This window comes from Polyangium sorediatum (assembly GCF_029946465.1).
Classification (GTDB): Bacteria; Myxococcota_A; Polyangia; order Polyangiales; family Polyangiaceae; genus Polyangium; species Polyangium fumosum.
This window is the reverse complement of sequence record NZ_JARZHI010000002.1, coordinates 75016-95398: the sequence shown is the minus strand read 5'-3', so window position 1 is coordinate 95398 and position 20383 is coordinate 75016. Positions and strand designations below refer to the sequence as shown.

At 69.4% G+C, this 20383-nt stretch carries 18 protein-coding genes; 11 read left to right on the top strand and 7 right to left on the bottom strand.

The window, feature by feature from the left end:
- The first annotated feature begins 24 nt into the window (after positions 1 to 24).
- From QHF89_RS02500 to ftsH, 3 genes are all read left to right on the top strand, one after another.
- On the top strand, positions 25 to 1872 hold the full coding sequence (locus QHF89_RS02500; protein ID WP_136966221.1) for an FG-GAP repeat domain-containing protein: 1848 nt from the start codon (positions 25 to 27) through the stop codon (positions 1870 to 1872).
- A 49-nt stretch (positions 1873 to 1921) separates the two neighbouring features.
- A complete protein-coding gene (locus QHF89_RS02495; protein WP_136966222.1) occupies positions 1922 to 2236 on the top strand; it encodes a hypothetical protein in 315 nt (104 codons plus the stop codon).
- Positions 2237 to 2344: 108 nt separating this feature from the next.
- On the top strand, positions 2345 to 4246 hold the full coding sequence (ftsH, locus tag QHF89_RS02490) for an ATP-dependent zinc metalloprotease FtsH (RefSeq protein WP_136966223.1): 1902 nt from the start codon (positions 2345 to 2347) through the stop codon (positions 4244 to 4246).
- Here the strand turns inward: ftsH and QHF89_RS02485 are convergent.
- Positions 4141 to 4611, bottom strand: a complete 471-nt coding sequence (locus tag QHF89_RS02485) for a hypothetical protein (protein ID WP_136934555.1) — start codon at positions 4609 to 4611, stop codon at positions 4141 to 4143. The two genes, ftsH and QHF89_RS02485, sit on opposite strands and share 106 nt — an antisense overlap.
- A 199-nt stretch (positions 4612 to 4810) precedes the next feature.
- On the opposite strand from QHF89_RS02485, the gene QHF89_RS02480 reads away from it, so the two are divergent.
- From QHF89_RS02480 to QHF89_RS02445, 8 genes are all read left to right on the top strand, one after another.
- Positions 4811 to 5569, top strand: coding sequence for a class I SAM-dependent methyltransferase (locus QHF89_RS02480; protein WP_136934556.1), 759 nt, complete (start codon positions 4811 to 4813; stop codon positions 5567 to 5569).
- A gap of 134 nt (positions 5570 to 5703) precedes the next feature.
- Positions 5704 to 6198, top strand: coding sequence for a chemotaxis protein CheW (locus QHF89_RS02475; protein WP_284719946.1), 495 nt, complete (start codon positions 5704 to 5706; stop codon positions 6196 to 6198).
- Complete coding sequence (locus QHF89_RS02470) at positions 6195 to 7697, top strand: CheR family methyltransferase (protein ID WP_136966224.1); 1503 nt, start codon at positions 6195 to 6197, stop codon at positions 7695 to 7697. The genes QHF89_RS02475 and QHF89_RS02470 overlap by 4 nt, the downstream gene beginning before the upstream one ends.
- Before the next feature lie 27 nt (positions 7698 to 7724).
- A complete protein-coding gene (locus tag QHF89_RS02465) occupies positions 7725 to 9206 on the top strand; it encodes a CHASE3 domain-containing protein (protein WP_136966225.1) in 1482 nt (493 codons plus the stop codon).
- A 196-nt stretch (positions 9207 to 9402) separates the two neighbouring features.
- On the top strand, positions 9403 to 9993 hold the full coding sequence (locus QHF89_RS02460) for a chemotaxis protein CheW (protein ID WP_136966226.1): 591 nt from the start codon (positions 9403 to 9405) through the stop codon (positions 9991 to 9993).
- 22 nt (positions 9994 to 10015) lie between these two features.
- On the top strand, positions 10016 to 12091 hold the full coding sequence (locus QHF89_RS02455) for a hybrid sensor histidine kinase/response regulator (protein ID WP_136966227.1): 2076 nt from the start codon (positions 10016 to 10018) through the stop codon (positions 12089 to 12091).
- Positions 12088 to 13248 carry a chemotaxis-specific protein-glutamate methyltransferase CheB gene (cheB, locus tag QHF89_RS02450; RefSeq protein ID WP_136966228.1) on the top strand — a complete coding sequence of 387 codons (1161 nt, stop codon included), beginning with the start codon at positions 12088 to 12090 and terminating at the stop codon, positions 13246 to 13248. Before QHF89_RS02455 ends, cheB begins: the two co-directional genes overlap by 4 nt.
- Before the next feature lie 29 nt (positions 13249 to 13277).
- Entirely contained in the window at positions 13278 to 14372 is a 1095-nt protein-coding gene (locus tag QHF89_RS02445) for a response regulator (RefSeq protein WP_284719945.1), read from the top strand.
- A gap of 20 nt (positions 14373 to 14392) precedes the next feature.
- Here QHF89_RS02445 and QHF89_RS02440 read toward each other — a convergent pair whose 3' ends face one another.
- The 6 genes from QHF89_RS02440 to QHF89_RS02415 all read right to left on the bottom strand — a co-directional run bounded on the left by QHF89_RS02440 (position 14393) and on the right by QHF89_RS02415 (position 20215).
- On the bottom strand, positions 14393 to 15118 hold the full coding sequence (locus QHF89_RS02440; protein WP_136966230.1) for a hypothetical protein: 726 nt from the start codon (positions 15116 to 15118) through the stop codon (positions 14393 to 14395).
- A gap of 343 nt (positions 15119 to 15461) precedes the next feature.
- The gene (locus tag QHF89_RS02435; RefSeq protein WP_284719944.1) at positions 15462 to 16490 is read right to left on the bottom strand and encodes a sigma-70 family RNA polymerase sigma factor; all 1029 of its coding nucleotides are present in this window, start codon (positions 16488 to 16490) and stop codon (positions 15462 to 15464) included.
- 10 nt (positions 16491 to 16500) lie between these two features.
- Positions 16501 to 17109 carry a hypothetical protein gene (locus QHF89_RS02430; RefSeq protein WP_284719943.1) on the bottom strand — a complete coding sequence of 203 codons (609 nt, stop codon included), beginning with the start codon at positions 17107 to 17109 and terminating at the stop codon, positions 16501 to 16503.
- Positions 17110 to 17198: 89 nt separating this feature from the next.
- The gene (locus QHF89_RS02425) at positions 17199 to 18308 is read right to left on the bottom strand and encodes a hypothetical protein (protein ID WP_136966232.1); all 1110 of its coding nucleotides are present in this window, start codon (positions 18306 to 18308) and stop codon (positions 17199 to 17201) included.
- A 210-nt stretch (positions 18309 to 18518) separates the two neighbouring features.
- Positions 18519 to 19448, bottom strand: coding sequence for a DUF6968 family protein (locus QHF89_RS02420; RefSeq protein WP_425440835.1), 930 nt, complete (start codon positions 19446 to 19448; stop codon positions 18519 to 18521).
- 50 nt (positions 19449 to 19498) lie between these two features.
- A complete protein-coding gene (locus QHF89_RS02415) occupies positions 19499 to 20215 on the bottom strand; it encodes a hypothetical protein (RefSeq protein ID WP_136966234.1) in 717 nt (238 codons plus the stop codon).
- Positions 20216 to 20383 lie beyond the last annotated feature (168 nt).

Sequence of the window (20383 nt, the reverse complement as noted above, 5' to 3'; positions counted from 1 at the left end):
GCATGCTGGCCTACCCTGCGCCGCATGCGCCCTCGATTCTCAGCTTGTCTCGCTCTTCTTACCCTCACCGTCCTCCCGAGCGCCGCGGCCGCTGCGCCGTATTTCGTCGAAAAGACGGGAAACCTCGGCTCTCCGCAGCCCTGCGCCGACACGAAGGAAGGTTGCTACTCCCATTATGTGCTGCTCGTCGACCTCGACGGCGACGACGACCTCGACGCGGTGTTCGCGAACGGCGGCGGGTATTACACGCCGTCCACGACCGCTCCACTCGCGGCCTACCTCAATGACGGCACGGGCAAGTTCACGGAGGTCGGCGCCACCTCGTTCGGGGGTTTTTCCGGGCGCGTGCGGCAAATCGCGGCGGCCGACGTGGACGGCGACGGCGACGTCGATCTGTATGTGCCGGACTCGTACGGCATGCAGCCCGACGCGCTCTTCTTGAACAACGGCCAGACCCCGCCCGTGTTCACGGACGAAGGGGCGGCGCGGATCGGCACGTCGTCGCGCTCGGCCGGCGCGCGGTTCGGCGACCTCGACGGCGACGGGGATCTCGATCTCGTCTCCACGGACTGGGGCGCCGACCCGCCCGGCTCGGCCGGCACCGCGCGGATCTACCTCAACGACGGCGCCGGGTTTTTCCAGGAAAAGGCCGCGGCCGTCCCGCAGGACACGCAGGCCATCGGCACGGGGCCGATCGACGTGGACCTCGTCGACGTGGACGGCGATTTTGATCTCGATTTGCTCCTCGCGAGCCGCCAGGGCGAGTCGCTCTTGTTCCGCAACGACGGCACGGGCACGTTCGTCGACGCGAACGGGGACCTGCCGGATCAACCCGGCCCGTACGTGTACGGCCCGGACGCGTGTGACATCGACGGCGACGGCGACCTGGATTTGTGGCTCGACAATGGCGCGGCGAACTTGCACGAGCAGCTCCTCGTGAACGACGGGAAAGGCGTCTTCACGGACGAGACGGCGGCGCGCGTCGTGGGAAACGTCGGCGCCGACGACAACGAGGTGCAATGCGTGGACATCGACGGGGACGGTGATTTCGACGCGGTGATCGCGTCACTCTCCGGCAACGAGCGGGTCCTCGTGAACGACGGCACGGGCCATTTCTCGCTCCTCGCCAACACCTTCCCCACGGTGCATGACCCCACGCTCGCGCTCGATCTCGGCGACGTGAACGGCGACGGGATCCTCGACGCGATCACGGCCCAGGGCGAGGGCTCGGATTATCTCGATCGGCTGTATTTCGGCGTAGCGCCGCAGCCGGTCGACACGCTGCCGCCGGTGATCCGGGCCGTCGAGGCGCTCCCGAGCGGAATGCCGGGCGGCGAGCGGGTCGTGCATTTCGCGGTGAGCGATGCGTCGACGACGGACACGGGTCCGCGGCTCAAGAAGGCCTTCGTCGAGCTGGAAGACGCGGGCGGCGCGGCGCTCGCGCACTTCATCGGCGGGGACCTGTTCCGGGCGACGTTCGTGGCCCCCGCAGACGCGACGGTCGTGTATCGCGCGTGCGCCGAGGATCGACAAGGAAACAAGGCGTGCAGCGCGCCGCAGAGCTTCACGACCGGAAGCGGAAGCAGCAGCAGCAGCGGCAGCGGCGGCGCGGGTGGAAACGGCGGCGCGGGCGGCAGCGGCGGTGCAGGCGGCGCGGGCGGCAGCGGCGGCGGAGCGGGTGGAATGGGCGGCGCGGGCGGCGGCGACAACCCCGGCCCCGTCATCGACGACGACGGCGGCTGCGGCTGTGGGATCCCCGGGACGCAAGGTTCCGATGGACGCGCGCTCGGCCTCGTCGCGCTCGTCTTCGGCTGGCTCCTCCGGCGTGGAATCTCGAGTGACCACCGAAAAGGTTCACACCCCAAACGTTGAAATCGAGCAGCGGGTCGCGCGCGCGGCGCTCTTCTGGTACGCTCGGACCATGAAGAACTTGCTCCTTTCCGCGATCCGCCCGCTCTTTCTGCTCACCTTCCTTGCCGCGGCGTTGCCCGCGTGCCGCACCGACGCCGAGGCCGTCTGCGAATACAAGTGCGAATGCGAGGGCTGTAGCGCCATACAGCTCGACGATTGTTATCGCCACACCGACAACGAAGCCTTCGAGTCCGACCGCCGCGGCTGCCTCGATTACTGGGACGAGCTCCAGGCGTGCGAGTACGATACCGGGCGCTGCGGCGGCGCGAATTGGTCGACGAGCTGCAAGAACGAAAAGGAGCGCTGGGACAACTGCAGGAAGTGACGCGCGCTCGTCCGCTCCCCCGGAGGGCCCTGGCCGCTCCCTGTCCAAGGAAAGCAGGGGCGCAAGCGGGTTGCCGGGACACCACGCCGTCTCCATGCCCCCCTCGGAATGCCTGAGGTCAACCCGAAACAACGCACGTGGAGCTGGCTTTTCTATGCGTTCCTGATCGTCGCGGCGCTCGCGTTTTCGGGCGTCTTCGGGCCCACGGGCGCGCGCACCGTGCCCTACGACGAGGCCGTGCGCCTCGTCCAGCAAGGGCGCGTCGAATCCGCCTCGATCACGGCCGAGGACGTCGTCCTCCGGCTGAAGCCAGAAGGCGCGCCGCCCGCGGAGCCCACGAAAAAACCGCCGAACCTCCTGCCGACGCCCTCCGCCAAAGGCGAGGAGGTGCGCACCGGCCGCATCCCCGGCGTCGAGCAAGAGCCGCTCGTCGACGCCCTGCTCACGCGCAACATCGCCGTCGACGCGCGGCCCTCGCGCACGCCGTTCTGGGTCATGGCGCTCTGGTGGATCGTCCCGCTCATCGCCATCAACCTCCTGTTTTTCGCGGCGTTTCGACGATCGGCCGGGGGCGGCGTGGGCGGGCCGCTCGGGCTCACCCGCGCGAAGACGCGGCTCTACGACCGCACGGGGCGCGAGCCGGTCCGCTTCTCCGACGTCGCTGGCGTGGACGAGGCCAAGGACGAGCTCGTCGAGGTCGTCGACTTCCTCAAGCACCCGGCGCGCTACCGGGCGCTCGGCGGGCGCATCCCGCGCGGGATCCTGCTCGTCGGGCCGCCGGGGACCGGAAAAACCCTGCTCGCGCGGGCCGTGGCCGGCGAGGCCGAGGTGCCGTTTTTCTCGCTCAACGCGAGCGAGTTCGTGGAGATGTTCGTCGGCCTCGGCGCCGCCCGCGTCCGCGACCTCTTCAACGAGGCCCGGAAAAGCGCGCCGTGTATCGTGTTCATCGACGAGGTCGACGCCGTCGGCCGCAGCCGCGGCGGCCTCGGCGCGCTCGCCACCCACGACGAGCGCGAGCAGACCCTCCAGCAGCTCCTCGCCGAGCTCGACGGCTTCGATCCACGCGCCACCGTCATCCTGATGGCCGCGACGAACCGGCCCGAGGTCCTCGACCCCGCGCTGCTCCGGCCCGGTCGTTTCGATCGGCAGGTCATCGTCGATCGGCCCGATCTCGCCGGGCGAGAGGCGATCCTCGCCGTGCACGCGCGGCGGCTGCCGCTCGGGGGCGACGTGGACCTCGGCGCGGTCGCGCGGCGCACGCCCGGCATGGCCGGCGCGGATCTCGCGAACATCGTGAACGAGGCCGCGCTCGCCGCGGCGCGCAGGAGCGGCACGGAGATCACGCAGGCCGACTTCGAGGACGCGCTCGACCGCGTGCAGCTCGGCCTGCGCCGCCGCGGCCTCATGATGACGCCCGGCGAGCGGCGCCGCGTCGCCGTGCACGAGGCGGGACACGCGCTCGTCGCGCTCGCCTTGCCCGAGGCCGATCCCGTGGAGCGGGTGTCGATCGTCGCGCGCGCCGTCTCGCTCGGCGTGACCATCCAGGTCCCGCGCGACGAGCGGCACGTGCTCACCGAGTCCGAGCTCGAAACGCGCGTGATGGTGCTGCTCGGCGGCCGGGCGGCCGAGGAGCTCTGCCATGGATCGCCGTCGACGGGCGCGCACGACGACCTCGGGCGGGCGACTGCGCTCATGCGGGAGATGATCACGCGCTTCGGCATGAGCCGTCGGCTCGGGCTCCCCGCGCTCACGCGGAACGTGGGCGCGCCGCTGCTCGGCGTGATGCAGGAGGAGCGGATGTGCAGCGACGAGACGGCGCGCGAGATCGACGAGGAGGTGCGCGACCGGCTCGCCGAGCTCTTCGGTCGCGCGAGGAGCTTGCTCGAAGGCCGGCGCGCGGGCCTTCAGGCGGCGGCGGACGCGCTCGTCGCCCGCGAGACCTTGACGGGGTCCGAGCTCGCGCGCATCGCGGACGAGGCGAACGCGCGCGAGCGACCGGGCGCGGCCTGAGCGCGGAGGGCCTGGAGCAGCCCGACGACGCCGAGGGCGAGGAGCGGGTATCCGGCCAGGAAAAAGGCCGAATCGCCGACGAGGAACCCGACGAGCAGCATCATCAGCACGATGCACACGCCCGCTTGCGCTTGGTCGCGGTAGGACAGGCGCGGATCGACGGCCGCGAGGCCGACGGCGACGACGCTCGCCGCGACGGAGCCGATGGAGCCGGCGATCATGACGCCGAGCCCGCCGCGGCCGATGATCACGGCGCCGAGGCCGACCGCCGTGAAGACGCCCGCGAGGACGAGATCCTTTCGGGGCGAACCCTGCGTGGCCTGCCCTTCCCGCGCCGATTCCATGCGCTCCATGAACGTCCCCACGGTGCACCTCGCGTGCCCGCCCGGACCCAGCGGGAAAACATGGGGCCACGACCTCGCGCGCCGCGCGAGAATCGCGAAAAACTCACGCTAGGGAAGGCGCGCGGATTGCGTGTCACGCGCACCGTTTGCGTTTCGAATACGGCGAGAGGACATGATATCGTTACGCAACGAAAGCACGTTCGAGGAGCTTGCAATGTCGATGTCCGATCATGTCGCGAAGAACAAGGCGTACTGGAACCGTATCGCCGCTGAATACCAGCAGCAGCACGCCGATCAGCTCGGCATCGTGGAGCCGACGTGGGGCGTGTGGGGCATCCCGGAGCGCGAGCTCGGGCTCCTGGGCGACGTCGCGGGCAAGGACGTGCTCGAATTCGGCTGCGGCGCCGCGCAGTGGTCGGTCGCGCTCGCGCGGCGCGGGGCGCGCATGACGGGGCTCGACCTGTCCGACGAGCAGCTCCGCCACGCGCGCGCGCTCGTCGAGCGGGAGGGCGTCTCCGTGACGCTCGTGCAGGGCAGCGCCGAGGCGGTGCCCCTGCCGGACGCGAGCTTCGACCTCGTGTTCTGCGATCACGGGGCGATGACGTTCGCCGACCCGCACAAAACCGTCCCGGAAGCGGCGCGGCTCCTGCGTCCGGGCGGGATGTTCATCTTCAACATGGCGACGCCGCTGCTCTACCTCGCCATCGACAAGGCCACGGATCTGGTGGGGCCCGCGCTCGTGAACGATTACTTCGGCATGAAGGCGTGGGAGGAGGACGACGGCTCGACGTCGTTCCAGCTCCCGTACGGCGAGTGGATCCGGCTCTTTCGGCGCGCGGGGTTCGTGGTCGAGGACCTCGTCGAGATCCGTCCGCCGGCGGACGCCAAGACGACCTACGAAGGGTATGTCCCGCTCGAATGGGCGCGGAAGTATCCAGCAGAGCACGTCTGGAAGGTGCGACGCGAGCCTGGGCGTTGAAACGCCATCGCGCCGACACTTCACCAGCCATTCGCCGTTTCACCAGATAGGGCTCGTCGACGCGTTGACGCCGGGGAAACGCCCGATATCCGCTTTACAAGCGATGTCGGCGCGTGCGATGGAGGAAGATGACCATGGAGAATCCCACGGGTCGACGCAGCTTTTTGCTCGTCCGGGCGCGCTCCTGGATTTGCGCGTTGCCCGCGTCGTCGGTCATCGAGACGATGCGCCCGCTGGCGATCGACCCCCTCGCGCACGCGCCGCGCTTCGTCGCGGGCCTCTCCGTGGTCCGCGGCGAGATCGTGCCCGTCGTATCGCTCTCGGCCGTCCTCGGGGAAGGCGGCGAGCGGGCGGAGGCACGGCGGCTCGTGCTGGTGCGCGCGGGAGAGCGGCGAATGGCGCTGCTCGTGGAAGACGTGGTGGGCATCGAGGAGCTCGACGAGGCGCGCCTCGATACGCTGCCGCCGCTGCTCGGCGAGGCGCTGCCCGCGGAGGTCGAGCGCCTGGGCGTGCTGGATGGGCGGGCGCTCGCGGTGCTCGACGCCGCCCGCCTGCTCCCGGCGGCCGTGTTCGCCTCGCTCCCGAGCGCCGATTCCCTTGTCACCGCCTTGCCACCGCCGCCGCGATGAACGCCCCGCGTGACGCCAAGGGGATCGAGGACCTCATCGAGGCCCGCTTCGGCCTCGCGCCCTCGGGCTTTCAGCGCGACCGCATCGAGATGATCCTCGGCGAAAAACCGGCGCGCAGCGGCGGGCCGATCCCGCTCGAACGCCTGGTCGAGGCGGTGACGGTCGGCGAGACCTATTTCTTTCGCGAGCCGATGCAAATCGACGCGCTCGTGCGGCGGGTGCTGCCCGAGCGCGCGCTCGCGGGGGCGCGCGGGCGCAAGCTCCGGATTCTCTCGGCGGGCTGCTCCTCCGGCGAGGAGCCTTATACGATGGCCATCGCGACCGACCTGGCCACGCCGGAGCTCTCGTCGCTCCTGTCGATCACGGGGCTCGACGTGAACGGGGCCGCCATCGAAAAGGCCCGGCGGGCGCGGTATTCGTCCTGGGCCTTGCGCGGGGCCTCGCAGCCGATCCGCGATCGGTTTTTCAAGAAAGACGGCGAGGCGTTCGTGCTCGATCCGCGCATCCAGAGCCGCGTCGTCTTCGAGGAGGGCAACCTGCTCGAAGTGCTCGCGCGCTTGCCGGAGGCCACGTACGACGTCGTATTTTGCCGCAACGTGCTCATCTATTTCTCGGAGCGCGCGCTCCGCCGGGCGCTCGCAGGGTTTGCCCGGGCGCTCCTCCCGGGCGGCTATCTCTTCCTCGGTCACAGCGAGTCGCTGCGCGGGATCTCCGACGAATTCGAACTCGTCCACGAGAACGACGCATTTTATTACCGCGCGAAGAGCCCGAACGTATCCCCGGCTGCGACGACGATCGCGCCGCCCGCGCCCCGGTTGCTGCCCGAGCCTCCGATCCGCGCGCCCTTGCCCACGCCCGCGGAAGGGGCGTTCTCGTGGGCGGAGGAAATCCAGCGCGCGTCAACGCGGATCGCCCGGATCGCAGAGACGCGGGAGGTCGGGGGCGCGGCGGCGGGCGCGCCAAAGGCGCCGGCGGCGGAGGGGCCTTCGGCGCTCGCGCGCGTGCTCGATCTGCTCGAAGCGGAGCGGCATGACGACGCGCTCGTCGTGGTGACGGCCGCGGGCCCGGACGCGCCACCGGAGCTCGAGCTCTGCCGGGCGGCCATTTACGGGGAAAAAGGGCGATTGCGGGACGCGGAGCGCACGCTCGGCGCCCTGCTCGCGCGGGGGCAATGCGAGACGGGCGCGCATTACCTGCTCGGGCTCCTGCGCGAGAACGAGCGCGACATCGAGCGGGCGGCGTGGCATTACCGCGAGGCGAAGCGGCGGGATCCTCATTTCTCGCTGCCACGCCTGCGGCTCGGCATGGTGCTCCGGCGCGAGGGGCACGGCGCGAGCGCGCGCGTCGAGCTCGAACAAGCGCTCGTGTTGCTCGAACGCGAGGATCGCGCGAGGATCGTGATGTTCGGTGGGGGGTTTCGAAGGGAAGTGTTGCTGGAGCTGTGCAAGGCCCAGCTCGACGCGCTGGGCGTCCCGAAACGGGATTCGACGCGCGCGTGATCAGCATCGAGGAAGGAGGCGGGGCTCGTGGGTAAGTCATGGACGGTCGGACAGCAAATCGCAGCGGGGTTTTTGCTCCCGCTCCTCATCCTGGTCACGCTCGGCACGTTTTCGTACCGGAGCACGCAGCGGCTCCTCGCGACGACCGAGGCCGTCACGCACGCGCACGAAGAATTGACCGGTTTGTCGGGTTTCCTCTCGGCGCTCGACGAGACCGAGACGGGCAAACGAGGCTTCGTGATCACGGGCCGCGAGGATTTCTTGCAGCCCTATTACACGGGGAAAAAAGGCGTCGGCACCGAGCTCCGGCAGCTCGAAGAGCTTTTCCGTGACGACGCGGACCAAAATGAGCGCGTCAAACACCTCCGGCCCCTCGTGGAGGAGCGCCTGCGCGAGATCGACGAGACGATCGACGCGCGGAAGAGCCTCGGGTTCGACGCGGCGCTGAAGCTCGTGCTCGAAGGCAATGGCCCGAAGGTGATGGAGCAGATCCGGCGGATCGTGGCCGAGATGAAGACCCACGAGCAAAAGCTCCTCCACGAGCGGAGCACCGAGGCGAAGCAGGCCGCCGCGTGGCTGAGCCAGATCCTGATCTTCGGCACGCTCGCGGCCGTGCTGATCGTGGCGGGCGTGGCGATGTTCGTGACCCGCGGCCTCGGGGCGCGGATCGGCGCGGCCGTGCAGCACATCCGGAGCGCGGCGGCGGAGCTCGAAGCGGCCGCGACCCAGCAGGTCCGGGGCGCCAAAGGCCAGGTCTCCGCGGCGACCGAGGTGAGCACGACCGTGCGCGAGCTCGTCACGACCTCGCGTCAAATCTCGGAGAGCGCGCAGCGGGTCACGCAGGTCGCGAGCGAGACGGCGCTGGCCGCGAAGGGCGGCAACCAGACCGTCGAGGGCGCGCAGGACGCGATCGACACGGTGCGGCAGCAGGTCGATCAGATCGTCGCGCACATGCTCGATCTGGGGCGCAAATCCCAGGAGATCGGCGGGATCCTCGACATCGTCTCGGAGCTCAGCGAACAGACGAACATCCTCGCGATCAACGCGACGATCGAGGCCGTCGGCGCGGGCGAGTCGGGGCGGCGGTTCGGGGTCGTGGCGGGCGAGATCCGCAAGCTCGCGGATCGCGTGGGCGGTTCGGCGAAGGAGATCCGCCGGCTCATCGAGGAGATCCGGGCCGCGGCGAACACGACCGTGATGGCCACCGAGGACGGCGCGAAGGCCGTGGAGGCCGGGACGCGCCGGTTCGGCGAGGTGGCGCAGAACTTCCGGCGGATCGTCGAGTACGTGGGGTCGACCGCCGAGGCGTCGCGCGAAATCGAGCTCAGCACGAAACAACAAACGAGCGCGATGGAGCAGGTGGCCTCCGCCATTGCGGACGTCGCGCAGACCGCGCGCGAAAGCGAGGCCGGTTCGTCGCAGACATTGAACACCGCATCGCAGCTCTCGGGGTTGTCCGGGGACCTCGTGCGTCTCATCCGACAACGACAAGAGGAGCAGGCGGCGTGATCCGGGGGCGAACGTCCCTACGACATGGGATTGGCGCCCACCGGTCGCTCCCATTGGAGCCGTCGAAACGAACGAGCGAGCCCGCGGCGAAGGAGAAAAGCAAAAAACGAGCGGGGATGTGCGGTGGCGAGGGATTGTACGGGCCCGAGGGCCCGTGGTACCTTCGTGAATCCATTTTACGGGTCGAGGGGGCGCGATGAGCGTTCGGTCGCAAGAACGGGACAAGCCGGGCGATGGGGCGCCGCTTCCCGAAGGCGCCATTGCAGCGGTGCGACACGTGGCGGAGCTGCGCCACGCATTCGACGCCTCGTTCGCCGCGCCGCCCCGCCACGCCGAGCAGTCTGGCGAGCTCGTCCTCGCCATTCGAGCGGGCGGCCAGGGCTACGCGATCCGGCTGTCCGACATCGACGGCGTCCACGAGTGCCGCAGGGTGGTGCCCCTGCCCGGGAGCCCGCCGGGCCTGCTCGGGATCACGGGGATCCGCGGGCGGCTCTTCGCCGTGCACGCGCTCGGGTCGCTGCTCGGCCTGCCGATGTGGACCGAAACGCCGCGCTGGCTCTTGATCGCGGGCGGCGACGAGCCCGTGGCCCTCGGCGTCGCGTCGATCGAAGCCTGCCTCGAAGTGAACCCGGCCGATCTCCTGCCCGCCCTTTCGACGAAGGACGGCGCGGGGCACATCCGCGAGATCGTCACGCTCGCCGGGCAAACACGCGGCGTCCTCGTCCTCGAATCGCTCGTCGCGCTCGCAAAGCAGCGGGCCGGAGAGCGCCGCGAGGAGGCGCCATGAGCGCGCCCCGGGAGAATCGGCGATGAATGAGCTCGAGGACTATTTCCGGGACGAGGCGAACGAAATCGTCGAAGGGCTCACGCGGGACCTGCTCGCGCTGGAGAAAAACCCGACCGATACGTCGATCCTCGCCCGCAGCCTGCGGCTCGCGCACACGCTGAAAGGCGCGGCGCGGGTGGTCCGGCAGACGCGCATCGGCGAGATGGCGCATACCATCGAGGACGCGCTCGCCCCGTTCCGCGACGGCGAGGAGACGATCACGAGCGATTACGTGAGCGACCTCCTGCGCATCCTCGAACGGATCCGCGAGGAGACCTCGAAGCTCGGGGCCAAGCCCGCGCCCGCCTCCCCGGCCGAGGGCAAGGGCGGGAGCAAACCCCCGTCCGCGCCGATCGACGATCGCCTGGAGACCGTACGCGTCGACATCGCCGACATGGACGCGCTGCTCGAAGGCCTGTCCGAGGCGTCCATCCAGATTGGCCCGCTGAACGGCGGCCTCGTCGCGCTGCAACACGCGCTGCGGCTCGCGAGCCTCTTGCGGGAGGAGCTCGAGCTCGGACAAGCCGTCGGGGAGCGCGGGCGCGGCACGCGGCTCGGGGCGACGATCGCCGAGATCACGCAGAGCCTCGTCCACGCCGAGCGGGACATCGGCGCGGGGCTCGGCCGGATCGAGCGCGAGCTCGGCGAGGTGCAGTCGCGCGCGGCGACGCTGCGGCTCCTGCCGGTGGGCGCGATCCTGGGCACGCTGGAGCTGACAGCGCGCGACACGGCCGATGCGCTCGGCAAGAGCGTGAACTTTTCGGCGCGCGGCGGCGACGTGCGGCTCGAAGGGCACGTGCTCTCGGCGGTGCGTGACGCGCTCCTGCACGTGATCCGCAACGCGGTGGATCACGGCATCGAGGCGATCGAGGATCGGATCGCCTCGGGCAAGCCGGAGGCGGGCCGCATCCACCTCGACATCGAGCGGCGCGGCCGGCGGGTGGCGTTCCGCTGCAGCGACGACGGGCGCGGGATCGACGTCGCGGCCGTGCGGCAAGCGGCCGTGCGTCGTGGCTTCGCCTCGGGCAACGAGGAGCTCGACGAGGAGGCCACGCTCGCCCTGGTGTTCCGCGCAGGGCTCACGACGGCCGCGGAGGTGACGGAGATCTCGGGGCGCGGCGTGGGGCTCGACGTCGTGCGCGAGGTGGCGAGCCGCCTGCGTGGATCGGTGCAGCTTGCGAGCAAGCTCGGCGAAGGCACGACGATCGAGATCGAGGTGCCGGTGTCGCTCTCTTCGATCCCGGTGCTGTCGGTGATGTTCGGCGGCTCGACGGCGCTCGTGCCGCTCGACGCCGTGCGCGGCACGCGGCGCGTGACCACGGCGGAGCGGCTGCAAGGGCCCGACGGAGAGCGGATCCTGTTCGGCGATCGTGCCGTCCCGTTCACGCCGCTCGGCGAGGTGCTCGCGCCCGAGGGCGAGGGGCATGCTCTGCCGCAGGCGTGCTCGGCGGTGATCGTGCAGTCGGGCGAGGCGTGGATCGCGCTCGGCGTGGATCGGCTGCTCGGCACGATGGAGGTTGTGTTGCGGCCGCTGCCGCCGGGCGCGGGATCACCGGCCGCCGTGGCGGGCGCGGCGTTCGACGCGCAGGGCGATCCGATGCTCGTGCTCGACCCGCCTGCGCTCGCGCGGACGGGCGCGCGCCAGGGGGGAACGGCGTCGACGAGCTCACGCGCCGCGCCGAAGCGGCTGCCGATCCTGGTCATCGACGACTCGCTCACGACGCGCATGCTGGAGCAGAGCATCCTCGAATCGGCTGGCTACGACGTGGACCTCTGCGCGTCGGCCGAGGAGGGCCTGCACAAGGCGAAGGCGCGCAGGTACGGCCTGTTCATCGTGGATGTCGAGATGCCAGGCATGAACGGCTTCGAGTTCACGGCGACGACACGCGCGGATCCGGCGCTCCGCGACGTGCCCGTCATCATCGTCACCTCGCTCGCCACCACGAAGGATCGCGAGAAGGGGACCGCAGCGGGCGCCTCGGCGTACATCGTGAAGGGGGAGTTCGACCAGAAGCACTTCGTCCGGAAGGTCGCCGAGCTTCTGGGGGCGGCCTCATGACCAAGACACGCGTGCTCGTCATCGAAGACTCGCTCACGGTGCGACGCCGGCTCGTCCAGGCGCTCCGGGCCGATCCCGCCTGCGAGGTGGTCGGCGAGGCCGAGGACGGCGCGCGGGGCATCGCGCTCTGCGAGTCGCTCCGTCCCGACGTCGTCACGCTGGATCTGATCCTGAAGAACGGCACCGGCGTCGAGGTCACGGAGCACATCATGGCGTTTTGCCCGACGCCGATCGTGATCGTGTCGGCCTCGTTCAACCGCCGCGACGTGATCAAGACCTACGACGCGCTGCGGGCCGGCGCGCTCGAGGTGATCGAGAAGCCGACGGGCGACGAGCCCGATGAGGACTGGTCGCGGCGCTTCGTCGAGACGGTGAAGCTCGCCGCGAAGATCCGGGTGATCACGCACCCGCGGGCCAAGCTGAAGTCGAACCCGGCCTTGCCGCCGGCCCCGCCGCCGAGCCCTTTGCGCGCGCGCACGCCCGAGCGTTCGCCCGAGCGGATCCCCGAGCGTTCGCCCGCGCGCATCCCCGCCGCGCCCTCGCCGACGTCGCTCGCCGAGACGGGCATGTCCCCCTCGATCATCGCGATCGGCGCCTCCACCGGCGGGCCGGGCGCGCTCGTGCAGATCCTGCGTGAGCTGCCCGAGACCTTCCCGCTCTCGGTGCTGCTCGTGATCCACATCGGTCAGCCCTTTGGTCGAGCGTTCGCCGATTGGCTCGACGGCATGGTGCCGCTCCCCGTCCTGGAGGCGAAGCACGGCGAGCCTCTGCCTCCGCCGGGCGCGGGGCGCATCTTGATGGCGCCGCCCGAGCGTCACCTCGTCGTGCGCGCGGGGCGGCTCTGGCTCGACGACGGCCCCGAGCGGCACTCGTGCAAGCCCTCGGTCGACGCCTTGTTCGAGTCGGTCGCCGCGGAGATCGGTCGGACGGCGATTGGCTGCCTGCTCACAGGGATGGGCAAGGACGGCGCGCTCGGCCTCCTGGCGATGAAGCGCGCCGGCTCGACGACGCTCGTCCAGGACGAGTCCACGTCGGTCGTCTTCGGCATGCCGCGGGAGGCGATCCGGCTCGGCGCCGCCAGCCGGATCCTCCCGGTCGGCGACTTCGGGCGCACCCTGCTCGCACTCGGTCGCCCGGTTCGAGGTGGAAACGTGTAAAAGGTAGTTTGGGGGAAATGGGGGATTCGATGAAACCACATGTCCTCGTGGTCGACGACAGCCTTACCGTTCGGATGGATCTACGCGGCGCCCTCGCGGCCGCGGGCTTCGCGGTCACCGCCTGCGAGTCCAAGCGCGAAGCGGAGAAGGCCCTCCGCGAGCGCGCCTTCTCCCTCGTCGTGCTCGACGTGATCCTGCCCGACGGGAGCGGCATCGAGCTGCTCGGCGCGATCCGCGCGAGCGCAGAGCTCGCTCGGCTTCCGGTCATCCTTCTCTCGACCGAGGCCGAGGTGCGCGACCGCGTGAAAGGGTTGACCACGGGCGCCGACGAGTACGTGGGCAAACCCTACGACATCACCTACCTGGTCCGCCGCGCGCGCGCGCTCTGCGAGCGGACGAGCGGCGAGGAGACCGGACCCGTCGCCGCTGCGCGCCGCATCCTCGCCGTCGACGACAGCCCCACGTTCCTCACGCAGCTCGCGTGCAAGCTGCGCGAAGACGGCCACGACGTCGTGCTCGCGCGCTCCGGCGTCGAGGCGCTCGAGCTGCTCGCGGTGCAGTCGGTCGACTGCGTGGTGCTCGACCTCGTGATGCCCGACGTCGACGGCATCGAGACGTTGCGCAGGCTCCGGCGTTTGCCCGGCCGCGAGTCCACGCCGACGGTCATGCTCACGGCGAGCGAGGATCCGACCGTCGCGCGGCGCGCCACGGACGCGGGCGCCTCCGAGTTCGTCCACAAGAGCGTGGACCTCGATGCGGTGCGCGCGAAGATCCGGAGCCTCCTGCGCAACCGTCGCGCCGCGCAGACCACGACACCCCCTGCGCGCGCGTCGAGCGTCGAACGATCGCCTCCATCGCGCCCGAACGGCCCGGTCTCGGAGAGCCCCCTGCTCCTGCGCGTCGTCGCGGCGATGGGGCTCGCGCCCATGCTCGCGCGCAGCGTGCTCACGAAGGCTTGTGCGCGCGCCGGCGTCGACACGGGCGTGCTCGGCGTCGAGGGCTTGAAGCGTGCTCTGCCGGCCCTCCGCGACGCGCTTCAGATGTTCTACCCGGCCGAGGAGGCGCAGCGCCGCGCGCAGATGATCGCGGCGTTGATCACGCCCGCGGATCATCCGGAGGCGTGAGCTACGCCGGGTAGGTTCGTTCAAACCCGAACCCGCAGCTCGACGCCTGTGATGTCCTCGCGGAGCATCTCGCGCATCGGATCCTCATCTCGGTGGCTCATCACCAGCGCGACGATGCCCTCTTGCTCCAGCCGAACGAGCGCCGGAGCGATCTCGCGCGCGTACGAAAGTCGGCAGAGACGATCGCGCAAACGCTCCGTCGAGATCCTTCCCTGTCCGTCCGGCACCATTCGCGAGAGTACGAACTGCACCAGGAAATCCGCGTGGGCCTCCGCTCCCTCCCGCCTCATCTGAAGCGCGCGATACGCCACGTCGATCGCGGCGCGCTGATACACCGGAGGCGCCAGCAACAGGGACAGCAACATGTGCTCCCCCTGCTCTTGCTCCGGCACCACGCCCACGGAGAGGCGTGTCGCGGAGTTCGAACGGATCGGCGGCAAGGGCGGGAGTTGCGGGGAGAGGCGGACGGTTCCGAAGAACGCAGACTCCATCGCGTCCACAAATCGGCCCGCACCCGCCTTGAAGCGTTCCCATAGCGAACGGCGAGGACGCACCATCCCCATCTGCGCACGAGCCGCAGGGAGAGATGGCCGCGTGGGGTCGGCAGCGGCGACCGGTGTGCTCGCCCAAGCAGGTGCCATGCCGGCGCGGCCGACCACGCGCGACGATCGCTTCCATCCCTGCGATGCACAGTCGTCTTGGTTGCCCGTCTCGTTAGGCTCTGGTCGTTCTCGCACGTCGAGCATCACCTTCTCCTCGTAGGCCGATGCGTAAAAAACCTCTCCCCTCCCGGACCGAGCACGATGCCCTGACGCACTGCTTGGCCTGACGAAAAGCCACTCGATCCGGGAGGGGGAGGCGGGGGCGTTGCCCAGACGCGACGCCCCCAGCGAACCCACGTGCACGAAGTGCGCGTGGGGGTTCCTTCGCGTACGTGGGTTCGCTGCGAGCGTCGCGCAGGCAGTTCGCAATCCCGACGGCGCCGCGTTGCGCAGCCCGATCGGTACTGCACCCGAGGCGCGCGAATCCGTCGCGCATCGTGACGATGAGCAAAATTTTTCGGCTCCGGGAATCGGCGCGCCCTGCGCTCTACGGATGGAGGCTCTGGAGCTCTCGACAGAAGACGCTGTTGGGGCCGGCCAGGCGGCACGCCTCGGCGGCGCTCTTCTTGTCGCCTTGCTCGTGGGCGGTCACGGCGGCGCGTCCGAGCGACCGAGGCCCCGCGTTCTTGGGCACGTCCGGTGGACAGGGGGGCGTGCGTGGCGCCGGCGAGGACGGCGGGCACAGGGGCGGCGGCTCGGTCGTCGGGCTCGGCTGCATGGGGTCGGTCACGAGCGGGACCACACCACCGGGCCGGAGGTCGGGCATCACGAGCGCGAGGTGATTCGCCCACGACGCCTCTCTCTGCGACAGGAGATAGAGGAGAAGGGGAACGACGCCGGCCGCGGCAGCGAGGCGAAGAGCGAGCGGCCCCCACGCCACGCGCGAGGGCTCCGACGCCCTGCCCCCGGCGGGGGGGGACGTCCATACCGCGGGCTGCTCGCTCGGCGCGGCGTCTTCCATCTCGGTCCCGCCGGACCTCTCCATGAAGAACGGCAGCACCGCCGCCCGCCGAGCGTCTTCGACGCCTGCGCGCTGGAGCGCCTCGCGCGTCTTCTTGTTGACCCGTCGCAGAGCCGCATCGACGGCGTCCGCCGTGCGGTTGAACGAGGCGGCGATTTCTCGGATCGAGAGTTCGTCGAAGAATCGCGCCGCGACCATCTCGCGCTCCTGGGTGGGCAGGGAAGCGAGGATGTGGTGGAGGAGCAAATCCTTTTCGTGATTCGAGGCTTCACGCTCGGGGGTCGACGGGGCGACGTCCTCTTCACGGAGGAGCGGCGCGGCCTCCTCGCGCACGCGGGCGCGCTTGTGGTGCACATGTGCGACCGTGCGCATCTGGTAATGCACCCAGCCGCCGATTTCCTTGGTCGGATCGTAGTCCTGCCGGTTCTTCCAGCAGCGGAGGAGCGACTCCTGCACGAGGTCCGGGACGTCGGCCGCGAGGAACCGGCGGGAGAGCCAATGTTGCAGCTTGGTCCGCTGGGACTCCAGCGCCCTTGCGAATTCGCGGTCGTTCATGGGGCCTCCGTCAAACCATACAGCAGAGCGTGCGGGGACCTTCGAGCGCGACGTCTCCCTCGGGCGCGCCGCAGGCGCCGGGCGTGCAAGTGCGTTCGTCCTCGAATCTTTCGTGGACGACGAACCGCTCCGTGTAGCCCTCGGACGGGCAATCGTGTTCGCCCCCTGCGTACACGCATTGTCGAAAGCCCCCGGGCGGCGCCGGCGCGCAGTGCTCGTCGGGCTCGCATCGTCCGAAGGCGCTGCCCTCGCACACGCGCGCCATGCGACGAAAGGATGGCTTCGGCGGAGCGGGCGGCGCGGTGGCGAACGAGGGACCGCGCGAACAAGCACCACACGACTTCGGCGGAACGACGAGGTCCGTGTACCAGACGAATTGCTCGACGGGGGCGTTGTCCGGGCAATCCGGCGCGCTGCCGTCATTCGGCCCGATCCAGACGAGGACGGGGTAGGAGGTGTCACCCGGGTGGAGGGGCACGCAATCCCCGTCGCAGGTGAAGTCGCAGGCGCTGGCGTTGCTGCTGCTCTTGCCGCCGTCTCCGCCCCCGCCGTCGGTGCCGGCGTCGGGGGAGCTGCCGCCTTCACCACCGCCCCCATCCAGCGGGACAACGGTGATCATGCCTTCGCTGCACCCTGCGAAACCGCCAAGAATCAAGGCTATCAACGATATTCCTACCCATCGCATGCCGATCACTGCCTTGCCCATGTTCACTTCCTCTCGCTCAAAAAATCAACGTTCAGAGCTACTCCAAAGGTGAGCCGCAATAGCGGCGACCGCCAATAAGGCACGGTCTCCGGAGCTACCGTTCGCGGGTCTAACGCTATGGCGACGCTGCGAAGCTGCATGGTTGCATCGCCGTAACCGACCAACGTAAACCGATCCGACAAGCGCAGCCGACCATTCACACGCGCGCCAAACCCTACGGAGAATGCATCCGATCCGGTTACGGCGAACGAGGGGTTGGTTTCGACTTGTAGTTGGCTCACGCTCAGGACACCGCATCCATCCACATGCGGCAAAGCGAGGCACGGAAGCAGTGAGCCCGTCCATGCCGTGGTCCGCCCTATGAGCTTGCTGTCTCCCACGGACGATCCCGGTGTGATGACACCGCGGACCTCTCCCGCGAACGCGAAACGAGCCCAGCGAACTCCGAGCATACCGCTCCCGCCGACGGCCACGCCGGGCAACCCATACGGTGCGATTGCCGGCCCCAGCGCCGCCTCCACTTGGAAGGGCATCTTCTCCTCGGCCACCGGCGCCGGCTGCGCCCACCTCGGCGCCGTCCCTTCCCACGGCGTCAGCGGCGCCTCCGAGGGCTCCCCCGCCATCGCGTCCAGGAACGCCGCCGGCATGCCCATCCGCACCTCGGGCCGCTCCACCTCGAACGTCGGCGGCGCCAGGAGCCACGGCGGCGGCTCTTCCCCCTGCCACCCGCCCGGGCCAAACCGGATCCGGATCAGGGTCGCCGCATCATAAAGGAGCTCCCGGCAGTCCTGGCTCGTGATCACCCGCCGCCAGTCCCCGTCTCCCGTCGGGTTTGGCGCGGAAAGCTCGGCGTCGATCCTCCTGCCGTTCGTCCGTGTCTCGATGCGCAGCGTGGCCGCCGCGTCGTCACGGACGAGCAGATATCCGAACTCTCCCGCGAGGATCAGGCCAAACTCGCCCGCGTTCGGACACCCGCGCCCGGGGAGGTTGGCCTGGTAATCCAGGCGGAACGCAATCTGCGGCGGGGGTTCGGCGGCGGCGCGGCCCGCGAGCGACAGCGCCGTGCATGCGGCGGCGACGGCAACAACCCGGTTGAACATGACGAACCCCATGTTGCCGGAGTTTTACCGGGACCGCAAGGGGAGTTCGTCCAGGGAGCCGACGCGGAACCACCGCCGCCCGTCTGGGCTCGAACGACGGCGGCTCCGCGTCAGCTTCCGGGGCGAGGTCTGTCTTGGGGAGCCACGGATGTCAAGCTCCTGGGCAAACTTTCGGTTCCGGGACGAACACGAGGTGGAGGAGCACTTGCCGCACGGGGAGCGTCATTCCGTCTGCGGCTTCGCCCGCGCCTTGCGACGCGCCTCTCGACGCTCGTGGCGCTCGCGAATGGGACGGACGAGTTCCTCGATCTCCGCTTGGATCATTTGTTCCATGCGCCGTCGAAACGCGAGGCCATAACCTCGGTCCGTGTCCATGGGAAAACCCGTGTCATTCTCCTCGAGCCCCTGCAACGCCCATCGAAGCGGGATCCCGCTCTGATCGAGCGTGCAGCGAATGCCCCGCAGTGCGTTCTGGAGCGCCGCCATCGAATCGTCACCATCACCCAAATGAATCGAATCGTCGTCCCCCAGCCCCAGGATCGTGAAGGGGCATTTCCACACTCTTTTGCGAGAGAGCAGTTCGGGATCACTCATACAAACCAGGACGATGCTCCCGACGGCATCACGTCGCACGAGATGGCGCTCGGCGATCCAGCGTATGTATTTGGATCGGGAGGTGGGTTCGAACGGAGCAGGCATGTCCACGTCCCGAACCTGTGGTTCTTTTCGCGCCTTCGCCCGCGCCTTGCGGCGAGCCTCGCGGCGCTCCTGCTCCACGCGCGAGCGCGTGGAGTCGGGGAGCTTCGCCTCTTCATCGAGGATCATTCGTTCGATACGGTGTCGAAACGCGAGGCCATAACCCGTGTTTGTGTCCATGGAAAAACCCGTGTCGTCTCCAGCATCATCATCCAGTCCCTCCCATCGGAGCGGAACGCCGAGCCGCTCGAGCGTCCCATAAATGCCCCTCAAAGCATTCTGGATGGCGCCTATCGAGTCGACGCTGTGACCAAAATGGATCGATTCGTCACCCAATCCCCAAATCCTGAAGGGACATCTCCACTCCTCGGCGGCAGGGGGCCATTCCGGATAACCGACGCGCACCACGACGAGGCCGCCGACGGCGTCACGTCGCGCGAGGCGGCGCTCGGCCATCCAGAGGGTTTGTTCTGCTTCCGAGGTGGTGTTGCAAGGCATGGACACCATCATCTCCCGAACTTGTTAAAGCACCAGTTCCGCTTCTCTTCTTCGCTCATCTCCGCTTTGCTCCAACAACCCTCTCGGTCCCTGCGATTAGGGAAGTCATTGCACAGATTCTTCCACATCATCCCGCCGGCCGCGGCGGCGTCGAGGCAGCGATTCAAGTTCGGCTTGGGCCGCCGCCTCCGAGCCGCCTCCATGAGGTCCTCATGCTTGCCAATCTCCACCGACGCGGCGATCACGACGACGATGGGGGCCGCCTCGATGATGAGGTCGGCGAGGGCGACCGCCACGGCCACGAGCGCGGGGTGGCCGACGAGCCCACGCTCGGCCGGCGCCTGCCCGTTCGCAGGCGCGGACGTTTCGGACACGCGCAACCTGCGCAACCCGAGCAGCTCCTCCGACACCGTCATCCCTCGCAGCGCAATCCGCATGCAGGTCGCGAGCCCGGGATGGGGCACACCTTTTCCCTTGACATCCACGACGCCGCCCTCCTCGTCGACCTTCACCGTCGCGTCGAACGTGTAGTACCCCCCTCCGAGCTCGCCACCGAGCTCGTCGACACACGCCCGCAGCCGCTCCGCGGTGGCGGCAGGGACACGCGGGCGGTCGTCCGCGGGATAGCGGAGCGTGGCCGAGGCGCAGCCGGGCGGCACGAGCGCCGCCGTCGCGCAACCGAGGAGCCCAAACGAGACGAGGGTTCGTACGCGCGGAGAGCCCATCGCCTAGAGGCGATCAGAGCCCTTGCACTCTGTCAACGAGGTGCGTGTCCCCCCTCACGGAGCGTCGCGCCCCGGTGCGTTCCCTCCGACGTCGAGCTTGCAGCCATCGACCCGTGTTTTCCCGGCGTTTCCCGCGCCGACATGCCGCAAATCGTCCCGCGACGCGTC